This window comes from Veillonella sp. Ser01, assembly GCF_053850375.1.
Window position 1 is genome coordinate 104,298 of sequence record NZ_JBSPUA010000002.1, and the last position, 19,077, is coordinate 123,374.

Consider the following 19,077-nt stretch of genomic DNA (forward strand, 5'->3'; position numbering starts at 1 on the left):
CTTATCTAATCTCGGATAAGGGGTTTTTGATTTAAAGGACTTTTATAGTAAGATAGAGAAATATATTAACAGAAGTAGTCTGTATAGAGATAACATATGGTAAGCATTATATAGGTGTTTCTTTAAAATAGATTAGCTTATTTCAACTAAGGAGTGAGATCTAATGAAAGATTTTAAAGCATTAGCCACAGAGCGGTATTCAGTACGAAAATTTGATACGAAGCCCGTTGAGCAAGAGAAGTTAGATATCTTGTTAGAGGCAGTGAGATTAGCACCTACGGCTCATAATTATCAGCCGCAACGCTTACTTGTGTTGAATACGACAGATAGTCTTAATAAATTAAAAGATTGCACTAATGGCCACTTCAATGCACCGTTGGCAATTATTGTTTGTTATGATAATACAGTGAGTTAGAAACGGGAATATGATGATGCGGATATGGGTGTAGTAGACGCTAGTATTGTAGGTTCTCATCTCATGTTTACTGTGGCGGATATAGGTTTAGGAACAACTTGGATTGCTCATTTTGATCCTGCTAAGGTACGAGCAGCCTATGCATTGCCAGATCATATCATTCCTGTAGCGATATTCCCAATCGGTTATCCTCATCCCGATTGCGTACCTGCACCAGGTCATACAAAACGCTTTGATGTAAGTGACTTTACAATCTATAATTCCTTTTAAGTGATGCGGCATTGTTTTAGTGCCCTAATCATTTATATAATGTATTATTAAGAATAGAGTATATTAGAGAGAGAGAATATGTTAAAAAATTTAGTAAAAAAATTCTTTGGATCACAAGAAGCGGTGTCTACAGGTGCTGAGACATCAAATGTTTTATCTTTATATGCACTACAACATGCTGAGCATTTTAAATCTATCTCATCAACTGACGAATCAGAGATGTTTATTGATTTAAATTCCGTACGAAGTGTGGAGCATAATCCTCCAAACTATACCTTGCTATTTAATATATATCTTGTTGAATATAAAAAGAAACATACTATTGAGTGGGTTGTTACGGCAGACTATGATTATGAGTATTCTGTTAGTTCGATTGTGAAAAAGGAAAACCTAAAAGACTGTTCTCGTGAGCAGGCTAAACCAATTATTGTTAAGCATAAAGAACAAGAATCTGGTATAAAAGGGATTGCTCGAGCGACTAAGTATTATGATTTTGATGGTAACTTAGAAACAGATCTTAAGGCTATGAATGTGAATGTTAAGCATGAAGGTGCCTTTGAGTACGGCGACCCATTTTATACAGCGGCGCACTATGCATTTGATAGGGCGTATCATGTGTTCTTCTAACTGAAAGATACCGATTAGAGAATACATAGATTAGATAGTACATAGTTTAGATAATACATATAAAAAGGACAGTTGATCAACTCAACTGTCCTTTAGTGTTTTATTCAGGTTTATGGATAAGGTTTACTACGAATTCGCTGTCTTCAACGAGTGTTGCTTGGATGTAGTTGTCGCCGTTGAATTCCAATACTTGGCCTGGTACAAGTACGTGTTCTTCAGTTTCGTTAAGGAACACTTGTACTTTACCTTTTACTACTGTAAAGATTACGTTTGCTTCTGGGTGATTGTGTTTTTCAACTTGTTCACCAGCTTTTCCGCCTTTTTTAACGATTACATAGTTAGGACCTTGGAATAATAAACCTAATTCTTGATTAACTGTGCCTGCCATAATAGACCTCCTAATTCTAGCTTTTTATGTTTTGAAAGCTGACGCTATCACTTAATTAAATTAATTTGTGTAATTACCTTATATTTACATTATAAATGATATTACTTATCAATGCTGTGCCTATAGCTACAGTTTTGTAAAAATATATAGAAAATTTCAGATATGAAAAAACGAACGTAAAATTTTACGTTCGCTTTTTGTCCGTTTTCGTTCGTTTATAGTCTCTAAACAAACGGAATGTTATGTATTTATTATTTATTTTTTCTTGATTGTATATAAACGTGTGCCGTTTTCTTCAGTCGTTACAAGTTCAAAGTTAGGATCTACCGCTTTTACAAAGGCTTCGAACCATGTTTGGTAAGCTACAGCCATGAATTTAGGGTCAACGCCCGCTGTACGCCAGTAGCCTACTTGTAATCTGTGGTCACCAACCCATGTGAACTCATCTGGGCTTTCAGAAACCACTTGGTCACCGCCATCGCAAGGCATGCCATTTACGTAGAAGTTTTGCAACGCATTGTAAATCGCTGGAGCAGTGTGTTCCTCAAGATTGTCTTGAGCCACAACGCCACATGCTTGACCTTGTACTGCGAATGCATCAAGAATAGCTGTTACTACATGTACTGCTTCGTCGCCAGAGTTAGTATCAAGCAAATCTCTGATGAAAGCTGCTTCGCGAACAGATGCGATGTTGATTTGGTTAGCCAACCAACCATGGATATTGCCGTGGTCGATGATGTTTTCCAGTGGAATGCTTGGATTGATTGGTTCTCCGTATGTATCTACGGAGATAGAGTGCAATTCCTCTGCCAAATCATCAACAACTTTAGTTGTTTTTTCTAAAATCAAGTTTTCACGCTCAACGAGCAATTGAATTTTACGATATAACCAGTAATGGATGTGACCTAAGAATGCGGACATATTAAGCTCCTTTTCGTGCTGTTTCTAATTTTTGAACTAAATCGTATACATTAACACCGTGAATTTCTGCAGCTTGCCATAATGGCTCAGCTGTAGAAGATGGGCAACCAAGGCAACCCATACCGATGCTTTGTAACACAGGCACGACATTTGGATATGTATCTACGATATCGCGAATGATTGTGTCTGGTGTAATAGGGGCACCTGCTTCGAGGCGTGGTGCTTCTGGTTCAGGGTCATTGCCATGACCAGGTAAGAACACAGCTGGTTCATCGGATTTGCTTTCAGCTGGAGCACCTTCAAGGTCGCCCAATACAGCTGCTTTGAAAGCCTCTAAACCAATGCGGTCGATGAATTCGCCCATGCGCTCGATTTGTGCGTTTTCTTTATAGTATGCAATGATACGATCTACTAATGCAAGAGCTTCTTTTTCAGTTGCTACCTCTGCGATGAGGTCACCAATGCGTGGATGAGCACCGCCGCTACCGCCAGCGTAAACATTCCAGCCCTCTACCGTACCGATAATACCAACATCTTTCATGCGGCTTTCAGTACAAGAGTTAATACAACCGGCCACGCCGATTTTCATTTTACTTGGCATTTCTTGAGATAAATATTTGCGTTCAAGTTGCATACCTAGATGTACGCTGTCTTGTTTAGCACGTTTACAGAATGTAGTGCCAGGACAAATTTTTACGCTACGCACGCGGTTAGAAACCATGTACGCTGGCTCCATGCCGAGCATTTCCCAAGCTTTATCTACGTCTTCTGCTTTCAAATTGGTAATCATAATGCGTTGGCTGCCAGTCAATTTAAGAACGGCACCGAACTCATTGGCTACGTCGATATATTTTTGTAATTGTTCTGGTTGAATGAAACCTGCAGGAATGCGAGGTGTAATTGCATAACGGCGTTGGCCGTTTTTAATGCGTTGTAAATTTGCTGCAATTTGTGCCATGTTAAATCCTTTCTCGAGCCCTCTCTGCGGAGAATAGTGGCTAAAACTACTTAGTTAATCTATGTGATTCTTTATATATAATCTTTACACGCCATTGGGTTTTGTGAAAGCTTCGCACGTATACGAACAGCGTGATGAGATCAACTAGGCGATGCCTCATCAAAACCCGGCGTAACGATCAGTACGGGTATTAAATACTGACCTGATGTTCCTAGTATAAACTATTTTAACACGTAATAATGTAACCTAAGCTACAAAAATGAAAAATTTCAATATTAATTATTAATAGCATAAATGATTTTTGATACTACATAGTGTTATTAAATTTACCCAATTGGTAAATTATTTATTTACATTTGTATTTGTAGAGGTATAATAGAATTAACCTACTAGGTAAATTATTATAAATGGCCATTTATATTGTATCAACCATTCACTATGATTTGAGAGAGTCGGTGACATATTGGATATACGATATAAGAATAATAAGTTAGAAACAGTTTGTACAGATGCAAACTTTGCTAGGCGGGAATATGGGCGTGAGATGGCACGTAAAATTCATTTAAGAATTGATCAACTTCGTTTTGCTACATCTATTCAGGATTTGATTTTAAATGGTGTAGGTCGGTGTCATAAGTTGGTTGGGGATCGCAAAACTCAATATGCCATGGATTTAGTACACCCTTATAGACTTATTTTTATACATGTTGATGGAATGTTTCACGTAGTGGAGATTCAAGAAATTATTGATTATCATTAGTATAGGAGATATACATATGAAGATATATGAGAGTAAAACTTTTATTGCTATACCGCCTGGAATGACAATAAAAGAGGTTTTAGAAGATAGACATATGTCCCAAAAAGAATTAGCTACACGAATGGATATGAGTGAGAAACACATTAGTAAGCTCATTAATGGAGAGGTGCCACTAACGCAGGATGTGGCAATGCGTCTTGAACGGGTATTTGGTGTAGAGGCAAGTTTTTGGAATGGATTAGAAGCTAATTACAGAGAAAAGATATTAAAAGTAGAGTACGAAAACTCTATTGATGAAGAAATTAACTTTGCGAAACCTTTTGGTTATGCCAAGCTTGCACGTTTGGGTATCGTGCCAGAAACAAAAAAGGCAGCTGAGCAGGTCAATAATCTACAAAAGTTTTTTGAGGTAGCTTCTTTAAAACATGTGGCTGATGAAATGATTATGCCCTTAGTATATGAAAATATTAAGGATATGGAGCCTGATAAAAAGAGTGCGATTTATACATTGGTACAAATCACGAAAGGGAGGGCACGCTTTGTAGAGGTAAATCCCTACGATGCAGAGTTACTAGAAAAATTTATACCAAAAATTAAGGCTCTATCTAGTGAACCTTTAATTGCTGTGAAAGAGCCGCTCAAGGACATGTTAGCAGCATGTGGTGTGATTATTGTGTATTTGCCAATTATTGATAACATAACCTCCACATGTATTACATATTCCAAAGGAAACTCCATTGTTCTTGGTATACCAACGGAAGATTCTGATGCTTTTTGGACGTTATTAGGAGAAGCTTTACATAATTTGTTAGAACGAGATTATCCACGTAGTAGTCGCAAATACCGTAATAATGACCCTGTAACTGTAGTGAATTATTAATTCATTTTTGTAAATAGTTAAGGTGTAACTCTTAGGTTTTTCTTAGATATTACTTTTTAGGCTTTTCCTAGGTTTTTCATCATACAAGTTATAAGGACTTTAATACTACAATCTGTAAGGACTTTCAAAGTACAATCAGTAAGGATTTTCAAAGTACAATCCGTAAGACTCTCATCCTGTAACAAAATAGCGTATAATAGACACATAGAATATTCTTGATATAGGAGTACCAATGAAAGTCCTTTACGATACAATTTTAAAAGCAAAATATACAGGTCGTCCGAACCGTTTTGTGGTGACCTTAGATTTAAATGGTGAAAGCGTGCTCGCTCATTTGCCCAATCCTGGTCGCATGTGGGAGCTCTTGTTCACCGGTGTAACGATGTACATCGTGCCTCACGATAAGCCTGATGCAAAAACGAAATATCGCGTGGTCGGCATCGAGCGCGATGGCGTCGTGATTATGCTCGACACAAACTATAGTAATGATGTAGCGCAGCATTTGATCGAAAATAAACTCATCCCTGGATGGGAGGAGTGGCGTGTTGTGAGACGGGAGTATACGGTTAAACTACATGGCACATCATCACGGTTTGACTTACTCCTTACCAATGATAAAGGCCATGAGTTCCTGTTAGAGGTTAAGTCTTGTACGCTATTCTCCAAGACTGGTGCCATGTTCCCTGATGCGATTACAGAACGTGGGCGCAAGCATTTATTACATTTGAAAGAATTGCAAAATGAAGGGTACCACACAGGTGTTTTATTCCTCGTACAATGGGATAGGGCGCAGTGGTTCTTGCCAGACTACCATACTGATTTGGAGTTTGCTAAAACCTTTAAAGAGGTCGCAACTTCTTTAGATTGGAAAGCCGTTGCTGTAGCGTGGGATGAGACTTTTACCATGCCTACTGTAACCCACGAATGTTCTTATCCGAGTAGCATTCTCGATACAGAGGCTCACGATAGCGGCGTGTACGTAATGGTTATGCATCTCGACCATGATTTAGACCTTGAGATTGGATCTAAAGGGATGATGCATTTCAAGGCGGGGTACTATATGTACGTCGGCTCTGCGAAGGCGAATTTAACGAAACGCATTGAGCGCCATAAACGAAAACGTAAGAAAATGCACTGGCATCTAGATTACTTCCGCGGTCACTGTGAAATGATCGGAGGTCTGCCAATTCGAACTAGCTGGGCTGATGCGGAATGTGCTCTCGCTGATGCGGTCCGCGGCGTTGCCGAATGGGACGTGCCTAAATTTGGATCCTCTGACTGTGACTGTAAAAGCCACCTATTTGGGATGACGGAAAATCCGATACATAATAAGGAATTTATGGATGTAATAGAGAACTATCGAATGAATAAATTGGATGCGCTAGTTAAGTGATTGTTGTTAATGGCGAATAACCGAAAATAGTATGGATGGGGCCCGAATACAAATATGCTAGATTGTTAAAAAAGGGATTCCCTTATCTCTTCGCTCCATAGTGACCTAAGTCGCTCATCAATAAGGGAAGCCCTTTTTTATTACGTTATATGTGAGTCCGTCCCATCCATACCTATGTTTTCTATTAACTAGTTGCTTCAACTATTAACAACAAAAGCACTTTTCCTTTCGCATGGGGCGAGGTCCCTGATGGGGAAAGGGTGTGAAGTAGAGTATCAACAATCAGCTGATGTTATCAATGATTGTGTCTGCATATTTGATATGAATACTTGATACAAATGGGGAAAAGAGAGAGGTGTGGTTGTGTATGCCTGTGTTTGTTAGGTTTGTGTTGTTGGTTTTTGTGTGTGTTTGTAGTGTTGTATTGGGTGGTTGTACTTCTTCGCGGTTAACGACGCTCGATGCTGAGCCGTATACGCCGGATGATGTAAAGGCAATGGTTGAGAAGCATTTTGCGTCGTATCATCCGCGTCTAGTGTTGCAGGCTTCTGAGGTTGTTACTACAAAGCCTTATAAGCACTATGAATATACGTTTTTTGATGAGAATAATGGCATTGTCTTTACTGCGCGTGCTTCTGTTGAGGTTCCTCAGTTGCCTATTCCTGGTGGTCAACGGGTTACGAACGCAGAGTATAGGTATGCAGAGGCTTATTTAGATCGCTTGAATAGTGAGGTAGCACTGCTTGCTGCAAAGTATAGATTTCAGGTAGCTAATGATGAGGAGCGTAAGGCGCTCATCAGTGCTAAACTCATGCGTCCAGAGGGCAATAGTACAGCGCCTTTGTTTGATGAAGGGGATTTTGTATTTCTTAATCAAACATCTAATGGTGCTGGTGTAGTGGGTATGTTAAGAGACATATATTCTCTATATAAACCTAATGGTGACGAGACCTTAGTAAGTAGCGTGTATGGCCGTAAGGTTAGCTTTTACTATTTACCAAATGGTGAAACAGACAAGAGCAAGGCTCTGTACCTAATAAGTTTTAAAATTAGAGGGCGGGAAGATTGGCGAGATACCTTAATGAGTGGTGTTGGTTATCAAGATAAGAGTTCTGAGCAGATTGAACGAGACATAATTACCGTTGTTGATCGGGAAATACAACAGGCTGTGCGAGGAAAATAGGTCAGGGAGAGGTGTATCTATGAAGCAGTTGATTAGGTATATATCATTAGTTGTTGTGTGTATTTGTACATTTTTATTGAGCGGTTGTTCTTTTGTGTGGACGACGGAGAATGGTGATCCTGCGACGCCAGAGGATATCAAGGCTAGTGTGGAAAAGGAGTTTGCTGTTGTTCATCCTAATCTTGTTCTCCAGTCCTCTGTAGTGGAACAGGAAAAACCGTTCCAGCGGAATGTGTATGTCTTTTATGATGAAAGCAACGGTTTTTCTTTCACTACGAATTCTGTGGTGCAACGCCCAACCTTACCGGTTCCAGGTGGTGAAAGATACACGAATGCTAATTTTGCCTATTCACAAGAGTATTTAATTCATTTGAACGCTGCTTTGGTGGAACGTGCTAAGCAACATGGCCTGCGAATGGCGACATATGAGGAAGTTTTAAAGCTAAAGAAATCTGAAGCAACACGTGTAGCAGGTACTAATCAGATACCTCTATTTAGATCCAATGAAATTATCTTTGTAGATAAGTCTGTAACGGGTGAAGATATTCTAACCTTTATGAAATCCATATATAGCGAATATAAACCGCAAGATAATCCAGCACTGTTACATCCTCGCGCTGATAGACACGTTGGCATTTACTATTTGCCAAAGGGGGAAGAGGACAAAACGAAAGCCCAGTATTTGATCGGCTTTAGGTATATGGCAAGAAATGATTGGAAAGAAACCATGCTAACAGGCATAGGCAGTACTGGTAAAGATACTTCGGCTGTAGAACGAGACTTTGTTAAGATCTTGGACCATATGATATTACATGCAGCTCATTAAATAAGAAGCTGAAATAGCTTATAAGTATTAAATAAAATAAGATATAAATATAGAGGGGGGATTATATGACATCTTTAGAAAATGCGATTACAGGAAATGTTATTGTATATCAAGCAGAGAATGAATCTGTTTCTACGAATGTACTATTTAAAGATGAAACATTTTGGATGACACAAAAAGATATGGCAAAACTATTTGATGTCAATGTTCCTGCTATTAGTAAGCATCTGAAGAATATATTTGAAAGTGGAGAACTAGTTATATCAGCAGTTATTTCCAAAATGGAAACAACTGCTGAAGATGGTAAAATTTATCAAACTAATTTTTATAATCTCGATGCTATTATTGCGGTAGGTTATCGAGTGAATAGTAAAAAGGCAACTCAATTCCGGATTTGGGCAACAGGCGTTTTACGGGAATATATTATCAAAGGATTTGCTCTTGATGATAATATGTTAAAAAATGGACGTACTTTTGGGCAAGATTATTTTAAAGAATTGTTACGAAGAGTCCGTTCAATTCGTGCTAGTGAACGTCGTATATATCAACAAGTGACAGATATATTTGCTGCGTGTGCAATCGATTATGATGCACAATCACCTATTACTAGAGAATTTTTTGGAACGATACAGAATAAGTTTCATTATGCTATTACTGGTCAAACTGCTGCAGAGATCATTCATAGTCATGCAGATGCTACAAAGGATCATATGGGATTGACTACGTGGGAATCTGGACCGGAAGGGCGGATTTATAAAAAAGATGTAATTGTAGCCAAAAATTATTTATCCGTTGAAGAAATTGAACAACTTGAGCGAACGATATCCTCATTTTTTGATTATATAGAACGTATCATCGAACGTCGTGAAACATTTACTATGAAAGCGTTTATTGAAAGTGTAGATAAGTTTTTAGACTTTAATGAGTATCAAATCCTAACAAACAAAGGACTTATTTCTATGACACAAGCACAGAAGAAAGCTGTTAGTGAATATAAAACGTTTAATACACAACAGAAAGTAATTTCTGATTTTGATAAGTTTGTGAAAGAACATAGTTAATAATAAAGGGTTTATAGCGTTTAGCCCTTAAAAATGCTATAATATTATGATGTATTATAATCAGTGTTAGTAAAATGAGGTGAGATTGTGGCAGACCAACAATGGTCCCACGGGAATATTCATCCCGTTCAGATTGATAAAGAAATGAAGAACGCTTATATCGATTATGCGATGTCCGTAATCGTAATGCGTGCTCTTCCAGATGTGCGTGATGGCTTGAAACCAGTTCATCGTCGTATTTTGTACGCGATGCACGAAACAGGCATGACGCCTAATAAACCGTACAAGAAATCCGCTCGTATCGTCGGTGACGTACTCGGTAAGTATCATCCACATGGTGATAGATCCGTTTACGACGCGACTGTACGTTTGGCGCAAGATTTCAATACACGCTACCTCTTGGTAGACGGCCACGGTAACTTTGGTTCTATCGACGGCGATAGTGCCGCTGCGATGCGTTATACCGAAGTACGTATGGCAAAAATTACTCAAGAAATGCTCGCTGATATCGACAAGGAAACTGTTGATTTCATGCCGAACTATGATGAAAGCTTGCAAGAACCAACAGTATTGCCAGCGAAGATCCCAAATCTTCTCATCAATGGTTCCAGCGGTATTGCCGTAGGGATGGCGACAAATATTCCACCGCACAACCTTAACGAAGTATGTAATGGCCTTACTATGCTCATCGATAACCCAGATGTAACTGTGGAAGAATTGATGACACAAATCAAAGGTCCAGACTTCCCGACAGGGGCGCTCATTTTGGGCCGGGAAGGCATTAAAAAAGCGTACTCTACAGGTCGTGGTAGCGTAAAAATGCGTGCTCGAGCAACCATTGAAGAAATGGCGAAGGGCAAGCATAAAATCGTAGTGACTGAGATTCCATACCAAGTTAACAAGGCTCGCGTTATCGAAACGATTGCAAACTTGAGCCGTGACAAGGTTATCGATGGCATCACAGCACTTCGCGACGAATCTGACCGTCAAGGTATGCGTATCGTTATCGAATTGCGCGCTGATGTGCAACCAGATATCGTACTTAACAAATTATATAAACACACTCAACTTCAAGAATCTTTCGGCGTGATTATGCTAGCTCTCGTGGATGGTCATCCTCGCGTATTGAATTTGAAAGAAGTATTGGGTTACTACTTAGATCACCGCCTCGATGTTATCGTACGCCGTACTCAATTCGAGCTTAACAAAGCCGAAGCGCGTGCTCACATCTTGGAAGGCTTGTTAATCGCTCTCGACCACATCGATGAAGTTATCGCTACAATCCGCAGTTCCCAAACTGACGAAATCGCACGTAACGCATTGATGCAAAAATTCGGGCTTTCAGAAAAACAAGCAGTAGCCATCCTCGACATGCGTCTACGCCGTTTAACAGGCTTGGAACGCGAAAAAATCGAAGAAGAATACAAGGAATTGTTGGCATTGATCGAAGATTTGAAAGCTATCTTGGCTAGCGAAGCGCGTCAACGTCAAATCATCAAAGAAGAACTAGAAGATATGAAGAAGAAATACGGCGATCCTCGTCGTTCTGAAATCACAATCGATACGTCCGACCTTGATGTAGAAGACCTCATCGCTGACGAAGAGATGGTTATTACCTTGACTAAACAAGGTTATATCAAACGCATGAACGCGAACGTATATCGCAACCAACATAAAGGTGGCGCTGGCGTTATCGGCATGAAGACTAAGGAAGATGATTATGTAACGCAAATTATGCATGTTCGTACGCATAATACATTGTTGTTCTTCACGTCCACTGGCCGTACATACCGCCTCAAAGCATACGAAGTGCCAGAAGCAGGTTCCCGCAACTCTCGCGGTACTGCTATGGTTAACGTATTGCCACTTGCTGTAGGCGAATCTGTTACAACTATGATCGACCTTGAACGTATCCATGAGGATGTAAACTTATTCATGGTTACTGAGTTCGGCGTTGTAAAACGTACAGCTATCGAAGAATATCGCAACATCCGTCGTTCTGGTCTCAATGCTATCAACCTCGACGAAGGGGATCGCTTGATTTCCGTTAGCGTAACGACTGGCAACCAAGATATCTTGATTGGTACTAAATTGGGTATCGCTATTCGTTTCAGTGAAAGCGATGTTCGTCTCATGAAACGTGCGGCTCACGGTGTACGCGGTATTAAACTCAATACTGGCGACGTAGTGGTAGGTGCAGGTGTTCTTAATGCTGATGAAAGCGAAGCTCAAGTGTTTACGATCTCCGAAGAAGGTTTCGGTAAACGCAATGATGCGGAAGCTTATACATTGCAAAAACGCGGTGGTAAAGGTTCTAAGAACTTCAAGATTACGAACAAAACAGGGGACGTAGTATCCGTAGAGGTTGTTCATAACGATGACGAAATCATGCTTATCTCTGAACAAGGTAAGATTATTCGCTTCAACATGAACGATATTGCTGTTAAAAAAGGCAAAGCTATTTCTGGTGTGAAAACACAAAACCTCGACGAAGGTGATAAAGTAGCTAGCATTGCAGTTATTCCAAGTTCTGAAATCGAAGAAGACGGAACTGAAGAATAATAAGCCGAAGAACATTAAGCTCATAAGTTCATAAGCTAACGAGCTAAACAAGCTATAAGCTAATGAGCTAGAGCATACTATAAGTCATATAATTATGTAATTAAGATACAAATATGTAAGTAACTATGGGCGGCCATCTTAGATGGTCGTCTCTAGCGTTAAGGAGTTAGAAATGAAAAAATGGTTAGCTGCCTTGTTAGCAGCAGGGGTTTTATTTGTAGGTGGCTTTGGTCAAGCGAGTGCCGCTGATTGGTATTATATCGATGCTGATGCTGACGATGCAGCATGGTTTATCGACAACTCTTCTGTATATAAAACAGATGATGCGGCAACAGTACTTGTTAAAATTAACAATGTAGAAGGCTTCACATACATCTACACAGTACGTATCGATCGTAAAGAAAAAACATGGACAGAACTTGATACAACAGTATACAGTGCTGCAGGTGTAGCATTGTTGTCCAGTAAAGAAGCACAAAAACCTACGAAAATTGAAGAAGATACCATGGGCGCGGAAGTTATGCAGGCCCTATGGGGAAAATAATATATACCTTTAATACGTAAGTAACGTAGCCCTTCATCAAAAAGCCTCCAAAGCGAGCTAAGTCGTTTTTTGATTGAAGGGCTACGTTTTCTTTATGTAAAGCCATATTAGTATTTTCCTCATAGGGGCCTTGCTAGACGTTCCTAGAGGAATAAGCTGAGTCGTTTTCAGAATAGTTCGGGGCTTTCTGTTTTCTTACTAATCTAACAGGGCGAATATCAGCCTTCAAATCCATTGGATTATTTAAAGCCTATAGGGGCATCGCTAGACGTTTCTTAGGGGTTCTATATAATTTATGCATTTAATAGAGTTTTTATTAGTAATATGCAATTATGGTGTTATAATGAAGGCGTAGGGAATTTATGGTATGCAGATTGTATAGTTATTTGAATTTTATAGTCAGGAGAGAATAGTTATGAAGAAATGGTTTGCTTGTTTAGCAGTAGCCGGTTTGTTATTTAGCGTTGGTGTGGGCGTGTCTCATGCTGAAAGTTGGTATGCATTAGAAACAGATCAAGCCGGTCGTACTGGTTACATCGATAATGATTCTGTTAATAAAAATGATGCTCAAGCTACATTGCGTTTGAAGATTGTAGATCCTAATGGAGATCACTCCATTTATACAATGACATTCAATCGCGCTGATAAAACAGTGCAGCTCATTGATGTTACAACATATAACCCACAAGGCTATATGATTGGCTCTGAAACATTAGCAAATACAAAAGTACAAATACAAGAAGGAAGTAACCTAGATCACGTGTATCACTTGATTTGGTAAATTGTCTTTCATAAAATATTTAGTTTCATCGAATATACTAGATTTCGTATTCTTGTATTTAAATCGAGAGGTAAACATATGAAAAAAACATTGGCAGCTGTTTTGGCAGCAGGCGCTTTATTGATTGGTGGCATCGGTAGTGTTGATGCAGCAAATTGGTATACTGTTGGTACTGATAGCAATGGCATCACTTGGTCCATCGATAACGATTCTGTTAAAAAAGATGACAAAAAAGCAACTTTGGACATCAAAGCTATGGACTACGAAGGTTACCACTACATCGTAACTGAAGAGTTCAACCACAAAAAACGCGAAGTAAAAGACGTTAAGGTTACTCTTTACAATCCAAAAGGCGAAGTAGTAAAACAAGAACAACCTAGCAAATCTACTCGTAAGGTTGAACAAGGTACTCCTGCATACGCTGTATACACACTTATCTGGGGTGACAAATAATCTGATCCTCCGAGGGTTATGATTTTTGGTGAAAGCCTACATACGCACGTTCTCATTTGAGGGCGTGCGTTTTTTATTTACCTTTAATTCCCTAAAATTTGGTGAATTATTTATTCATTCGTGGTACAATGGGAATATTATTACGCATTTTTGTAAGTTGTGTCTTATTGAAATATGCTTACGCACAATGTTATGCAGAATGCCATGCGCAATATTATGTCATCTAGAGAGGGTTGATTGATCATAATTTTACGCAAAAGTGTGACATTTCTACATAGTATAAACTTTCACTATAGCGTATACTAAAGGTAAGATGTGGAAGTACGCCTTGAGCACAGTGCTCTGTAGTTTGGCCTATTTCTTTTAAAGGTTTGCTAGTTTTAGTTTGTTAGAGGAGGTCCTCATGTCTCAATACGAATTTATCGATAAACGCGTGCCGATTGCGCTCGACAATCCATCCATTTATCACGACATTTCTAAGTGTAAAAACTGTACGTTATGCCGTCGCGCTTGTGCGGACGTAATGAGCGTACTCGACTACTACGATCTCGATGCAAATGGCGACGTGCCTGTATGTATCCACTGTGGTCAATGTGCGGCTGCATGTCCATTCGACTCCATGCATGCTAAATCCGAGCTTGAAAAGGTGAAAGCAGCTCTTGCAGATCCTGAGAAAATCGTTGTTATTCAAACAGCTCCAGCTGTTCGTGTAGCTATCGGCGAAGGCTTCGGTTACGAACCAGGTACATTCCTTGAAGGTAAAATGGTTGGTGCATTGCGTGCATTAGGTGCAGACTATGTAGTAGACACTAACTTTGGTGCGGACTTAACTATCATGGAAGAAGCATCTGAGCTTGTAGAACGCCTTAAAAATGGTGGTCAAATTCCTCAGTTCACAAGCTGTTGCCCAGCGTGGGTGCGCTTTGCGGAAATCTACTTCCCTGAATTGATTCCTAATTTGTCTTCCACACGTTCTTGTATCGCTATGGAAGCAGCTATGATTAAAACTTACTTTGCTGAGAAAAAAGGCATTAATCCTAGCAATATCGTATCTGTATCTGTAAACCCTTGTACTGCTAAAAAAGCAGAAACAAAACGGGAAGAAGAAAATGCAGCGGCTCGTTATCACAATGACGAATCCCTTGGCATGGATACAGATATTTCCATTACCACACGTGAGTTCATCCGTTGGATTCAAGAGGAAAACCTAGACTTCAATGCTATTGAAGAATCCCAATTCGATGACTTAATCGGTATGGAAACTGGGGCCTCCATCATCTTCGGTAACACTGGCGGTGTTATGGAAGCAGCTATGCGTACAGCATACAAGCTTATCACTGATAAAGAGCCACCTCCATATGCTTTGACACACCTCGAAGACGTTCGTGGTATGGAAGGCGTTAAAGAAGCCACTGTTCAATTAGGTGATGCTGTAACCTTGTCTGTTGCTGTAGTGCATGGCGGTAAAAACACACGTGACTTCCTTAATGCCTTGAAAGATAGCGATAAACACTATGACTTCATCGAAGTTATGGCTTGCCCAGGTGGCTGTATTGGTGGCGGCGGTCAACCGCGCACTAAATTGCCTCAAGCTGTGAAAACTAAGGAAGCTCGTATTGGCGGTCTTTACGAAGCTGATGCGAACTACAAATGGGTTGCTTCCTATGAAAACCCAGAAATCCAAGCATTGTACAAAGATTTCTTAGGCGAACCATTGGGCCATAAGGCACACGAATTATTGCACACACATTACACAGACCGCAGTGCTGTTCTTGGTGATCGCAAAGACGTAACACCTGAAACATGCCCAACATCCCCTAAATATAAGGGCTAATCGTATTACCATGTAGCTAATTCGATCAGTACGAGTCGGTTCGAATGTAATCTGCCGATACGTACATCTATTCGAATGTAATCAGTCGATACGTACATCTATACATTGGCGTGATTAGACTGGTATATGGGTAACTAACTGAACATACATAAATCCTACGGGTCATGAGTGACTTGATACTTGTGTAGATATTGACTACTGAGTGTCAGCTTACATGCGATTCGTAGGATTTTTATATTTATCCTTCTTATAGTTTTGTATATGTTATATGTATGGATCTCATAAGGCACTAGATTGTGACTGTATGTACTATCATAATGATTTCATATCAATGGATTGTTTTGTATAGTAATTGTTACTGTTACTTTATAACTTTATTATGATAAATTAGTATAGAAAATTAGCTTTCACATGAGGAAAAGATGAATTATATAGTGTATAATATATAGAGAAGTAATGTGTAAGAGAGTTCAGCAAGGAGTTTTGTGGAGAGATGAACTTGTTTTTACGGCGTGCCTTATGTGGCATAGCCTTGATAGTCGCCGCCATCGGTACTGCGGGATGCCAACATGAGAGTCAGGCAGAGCAGGAAGAGGTACGAACTGTATCGTATCGGGCCGTCATGGAATCAGACAAATCTGTCCCTGAGAAGGTGAACACCTGGCTTGGGGCTATGTCTCAAGAGGACAAGATAGGCCAGCTGATGATGATTAGCCTTCACGGCAGCACGGTAGGACAGTCCCAAAAGGACGTCATCAGGAAATATCGTGTGAGCGGCGTTATGCTAACAAATGAAAATCTAAATAATAAAAACCAAGTGAAAGCTTTCACCAGCGATATCATGCAAACGGCCACAACGGCGAGTATGGTAACGCCATACATCGGCATCAATCGGGATAAGGTGTTGCGTACGAATGAAAGTTTCTTGCGCTTGCCAGAGCCAAATCGTTGGGGCCAACTACCGATGGAACGGATCATCAATTTAGTGACTCGATCGGCGATCGAAATGCGGGATATGGGCTTTAACCTCATTGTGGGACCAAATGCAAACCTAGGGGTACCGAATGTGTCCTATACATCTGACCCTACGTGGGCAGGGCATATGGATTTGGCCATGGCGGAGCGTTACCAAATCAACCACATGTGGTTTGGCTATAACTACTTCCCAACAGTGAGCCTTGGTGATGCATCCTTTGAGACCGCTAACGATGCGAAGGCCTATTTGAACAACAACGATGTGTCCGTATTTAAACGCCTCATTACACAGACGACAGCGAATACGTACATGCTCGTCATAAGCCATGTACAAATCCCTGCCATCGATAATGAACACCTAGCGAGTAACTCGAAAGCAATTATAACAGACTGGCTACGACACGAGCTAGGCTATAACGGCGTGGTTATGACCGACCGTGTCGATGTAGGGGCCTTGCAAGCAAACCAAAAGATAGGAGACTTTGCAGTTAACTCCATCGTAGCAGGCAGTGACCTCGTCCTTCTTGATGCGGATACGGGGCACATCGATGAAGTCCATCGCGCACTTACGCAAGCAGTGGCGAATGGAACCATTTCAAATGACCGACTCAATGATGCGGTTAAGCATATTTTGCTTATGAAGATGCAAACTCAAATGCAACAATAAAGAAATAACTACAACAATAAAGAAACAACTATAACAATAAAGAAACGACTCTATAAATATCCTTATTATATACGAATCATATGACGTGCTATACCTTATGGTAGGCACGTCTTTTTATATGTGTTGATTATGGAAAAAAATTATATACGGAATATTGTATGTTGGCGTGATGAGGATAGACCTATAAGAATATAGTAAATATAAGGGCTTTTACAATCGAATGAGTAAAAAGTAAACCATTAAATAAGTATATTTTATGCGTAAAAAATTTAACATAATAAAAAGTCATGTTAATAATATGAAAATAAGTTTATATTTGTTTTAAATTTATGATATAATAATCTCCATAGAATGTTGGAGGTGAGAGTATATGAATTTTGTGGGACGTGCTGAAATTATTGAGAGTATCCAGTCCCGTATTGCGATGAATCAAATGAGTTTGTGTGTTGTGTACGGTCCGCATCGCAGTGGCAAATCCTATGTGGCTTCCCAGCTTGTACGACGTCATAAGGCGTTATACTTGGCAGGTCGCATGGCTAATGAAGCAATCCATGTAGCCGATATGAATCGAGCTCTTGAGGCACGTTTTGTTCCTACTGATGTGCAGAACAAATTTGAACCAATTACAAGTTTACAAGAGGCTTTTGAGGGCCTCTTTGAAGATAGTGTGAAAACGCCTCAGACTGTGGTGATTGATGATTACCCTTCCTTGGTAGAGGCTGTACCACAGTTTCCTATTTATTTACGTGATTTGTTAGATACCTATAAAGAAACGAGCCATTTGAACATCATTTTGATGGCGAATGGATTAGAGCAACTCGATGGCCGTATCATTGGTGAGCGTAGCTTAATAGGCTCTTATGTATCAGAATACTTCGAGGTGAAACCGTTCTCCTTGGTCGATATGAAATCCTTGGGGCTTCACTATGCGAAGGATGACTTGCGTACCGTATTCGCCGTAACAGGTGGTTTGCCTGCGTATGTGCATTACTTTGATAATGGTGAAAGCATCGATACGAATATCATTAATTTGTTCTTCTCTGTATCGGGTGCCCTATTTGAAGAAACACAACATATCTTACATCGAGATATGAAAAATATAACAGGTGCTAACGCTATTCTATCCGGCCTTGCTACCCTTGAAAGACCATACTACGTGGAGCTTTTACAAGCTAGCCAAATTAAAAGTGGCACCTTTACATCTCGTTTAAATGACTTAATGGCGATGGGTCTAGTAGGTCGCATCCAAGCGAATAGCCGTGGACCTGCGAAATACGCAGACTACCACTTCACAAATAGCATGTTCCATTTCTGGTACCGCTATGTGTATAAATACTGGGGCGACATCGTGCGTGGCAACGGTGCAGACGTGTACCAAACCTACGTAAAACCACAACTGAAAGACTTTGTGGAAGCTTCCTGTATTGCAATTTAATCAGATAATTTAAATATAAGATACTCGTACTGTTTTATTGTTAGCGATTATTTTTATTTTCTGCAATTACCTATTAATGTGTATAGTATGGTATTTCAGAGATAGAAATTAATGCTAGATTATAATAGAATATGACGGAATTCT

The 19,077-nt window shown here is 39.8% G+C and carries 18 protein-coding genes and 1 pseudogene; 16 read left to right on the forward strand and 3 right to left on the reverse strand.

Annotated features, from left to right (window positions below; all coding sequences use genetic code 11):
• Positions 1-163: 163 nt before the first annotated feature.
• The 3 genes and pseudogenes from ACWTVK_RS04215 (at position 164) to ACWTVK_RS04225 (ending at position 1,312) form a co-directional block, all read left to right on the forward strand.
• Positions 164-415, forward strand: coding sequence for a nitroreductase family protein (locus ACWTVK_RS04215; RefSeq protein WP_456046037.1), 252 nt, complete (start codon positions 164-166; stop codon positions 413-415).
• Between the two features lie 15 nt (positions 416-430).
• Positions 431-685 (forward strand): annotated as a pseudogene (locus tag ACWTVK_RS04220) (nitroreductase family protein); the annotation flags it as partial.
• Positions 686-763: 78 nt separating this feature from the next.
• Positions 764-1,312, forward strand: coding sequence for a hypothetical protein (locus ACWTVK_RS04225; protein ID WP_456046038.1), 549 nt, complete (start codon positions 764-766; stop codon positions 1,310-1,312).
• A gap of 100 nt (positions 1,313-1,412) precedes the next feature.
• Here the strand turns inward: ACWTVK_RS04225 and ACWTVK_RS04230 are convergent, their stop codons facing one another.
• From ACWTVK_RS04230 to ACWTVK_RS04240, 3 genes are all read right to left on the reverse strand, one after another.
• Complete coding sequence (locus tag ACWTVK_RS04230) at positions 1,413-1,700, reverse strand: cupin domain-containing protein (protein ID WP_009351598.1); 288 nt, start codon at positions 1,698-1,700, stop codon at positions 1,413-1,415.
• A gap of 255 nt (positions 1,701-1,955) precedes the next feature.
• Positions 1,956-2,621, reverse strand: a complete 666-nt coding sequence (locus ACWTVK_RS04235; RefSeq protein ID WP_303939887.1) for a hypothetical protein — start codon at positions 2,619-2,621, stop codon at positions 1,956-1,958.
• Between the two features lies 1 nt (position 2,622).
• Entirely contained in the window at positions 2,623-3,579 is a 957-nt protein-coding gene (locus tag ACWTVK_RS04240) for a DUF1858 domain-containing protein (RefSeq protein WP_105086119.1), read from the reverse strand.
• A 544-nt stretch (positions 3,580-4,123) separates the two neighbouring features.
• Here ACWTVK_RS04240 and ACWTVK_RS04245 point away from each other — a divergent pair.
• The 13 genes from ACWTVK_RS04245 (at position 4,124) to ACWTVK_RS04305 (ending at position 18,933) form a co-directional block, all read left to right on the forward strand.
• Positions 4,124-4,339, forward strand: coding sequence for a type II toxin-antitoxin system RelE/ParE family toxin (locus tag ACWTVK_RS04245; RefSeq protein WP_456046039.1), 216 nt, complete (start codon positions 4,124-4,126; stop codon positions 4,337-4,339).
• A 61-nt stretch (positions 4,340-4,400) separates the two neighbouring features.
• Complete coding sequence (locus ACWTVK_RS04250) at positions 4,401-5,219, forward strand: HigA family addiction module antitoxin (RefSeq protein ID WP_456046293.1); 819 nt, start codon at positions 4,401-4,403, stop codon at positions 5,217-5,219.
• Positions 5,220-5,451: 232 nt separating this feature from the next.
• Entirely contained in the window at positions 5,452-6,612 is a 1,161-nt protein-coding gene (gene sfsA, locus ACWTVK_RS04255; RefSeq protein ID WP_456046040.1) for a DNA/RNA nuclease SfsA, read from the forward strand.
• A 367-nt stretch (positions 6,613-6,979) separates the two neighbouring features.
• Positions 6,980-7,795, forward strand: coding sequence for a hypothetical protein (locus ACWTVK_RS04260; RefSeq protein WP_303881036.1), 816 nt, complete (start codon positions 6,980-6,982; stop codon positions 7,793-7,795).
• A gap of 19 nt (positions 7,796-7,814) precedes the next feature.
• A complete protein-coding gene (locus ACWTVK_RS04265; RefSeq protein WP_274204405.1) occupies positions 7,815-8,621 on the forward strand; it encodes a hypothetical protein in 807 nt (268 codons plus the stop codon).
• Between the two features lie 65 nt (positions 8,622-8,686).
• The gene (locus tag ACWTVK_RS04270) at positions 8,687-9,682 is read left to right on the forward strand and encodes a virulence RhuM family protein (protein WP_314097122.1); all 996 of its coding nucleotides are present in this window, start codon (positions 8,687-8,689) and stop codon (positions 9,680-9,682) included.
• An 87-nt stretch (positions 9,683-9,769) separates the two neighbouring features.
• Positions 9,770-12,244 (forward strand): DNA gyrase subunit A, encoded by a 2,475-nt coding sequence (gyrA, locus tag ACWTVK_RS04275; protein ID WP_456046041.1) that lies wholly within the window; start codon positions 9,770-9,772, stop codon positions 12,242-12,244.
• A 172-nt stretch (positions 12,245-12,416) separates the two neighbouring features.
• Positions 12,417-12,788, forward strand: coding sequence for a hypothetical protein (locus tag ACWTVK_RS04280; protein ID WP_456046042.1), 372 nt, complete (start codon positions 12,417-12,419; stop codon positions 12,786-12,788).
• 415 nt (positions 12,789-13,203) lie between these two features.
• Positions 13,204-13,569, forward strand: coding sequence for a hypothetical protein (locus tag ACWTVK_RS04285; RefSeq protein WP_456046043.1), 366 nt, complete (start codon positions 13,204-13,206; stop codon positions 13,567-13,569).
• Between the two features lie 78 nt (positions 13,570-13,647).
• Entirely contained in the window at positions 13,648-14,022 is a 375-nt protein-coding gene (locus tag ACWTVK_RS04290; protein ID WP_156719506.1) for a hypothetical protein, read from the forward strand.
• A 403-nt stretch (positions 14,023-14,425) separates the two neighbouring features.
• A complete protein-coding gene (locus ACWTVK_RS04295) occupies positions 14,426-15,856 on the forward strand; it encodes a [FeFe] hydrogenase, group A (protein ID WP_456046044.1) in 1,431 nt (476 codons plus the stop codon).
• Between the two features lie 493 nt (positions 15,857-16,349).
• A complete protein-coding gene (locus ACWTVK_RS04300; RefSeq protein ID WP_456046045.1) occupies positions 16,350-17,498 on the forward strand; it encodes a glycoside hydrolase family 3 N-terminal domain-containing protein in 1,149 nt (382 codons plus the stop codon).
• Between the two features lie 370 nt (positions 17,499-17,868).
• Positions 17,869-18,933: an AAA family ATPase gene (locus ACWTVK_RS04305; protein ID WP_456046046.1), complete on the forward strand. Its 1,065-nt coding sequence runs from the start codon at positions 17,869-17,871 to the stop codon at positions 18,931-18,933.
• Positions 18,934-19,077: the final 144 nt, after the last annotated feature.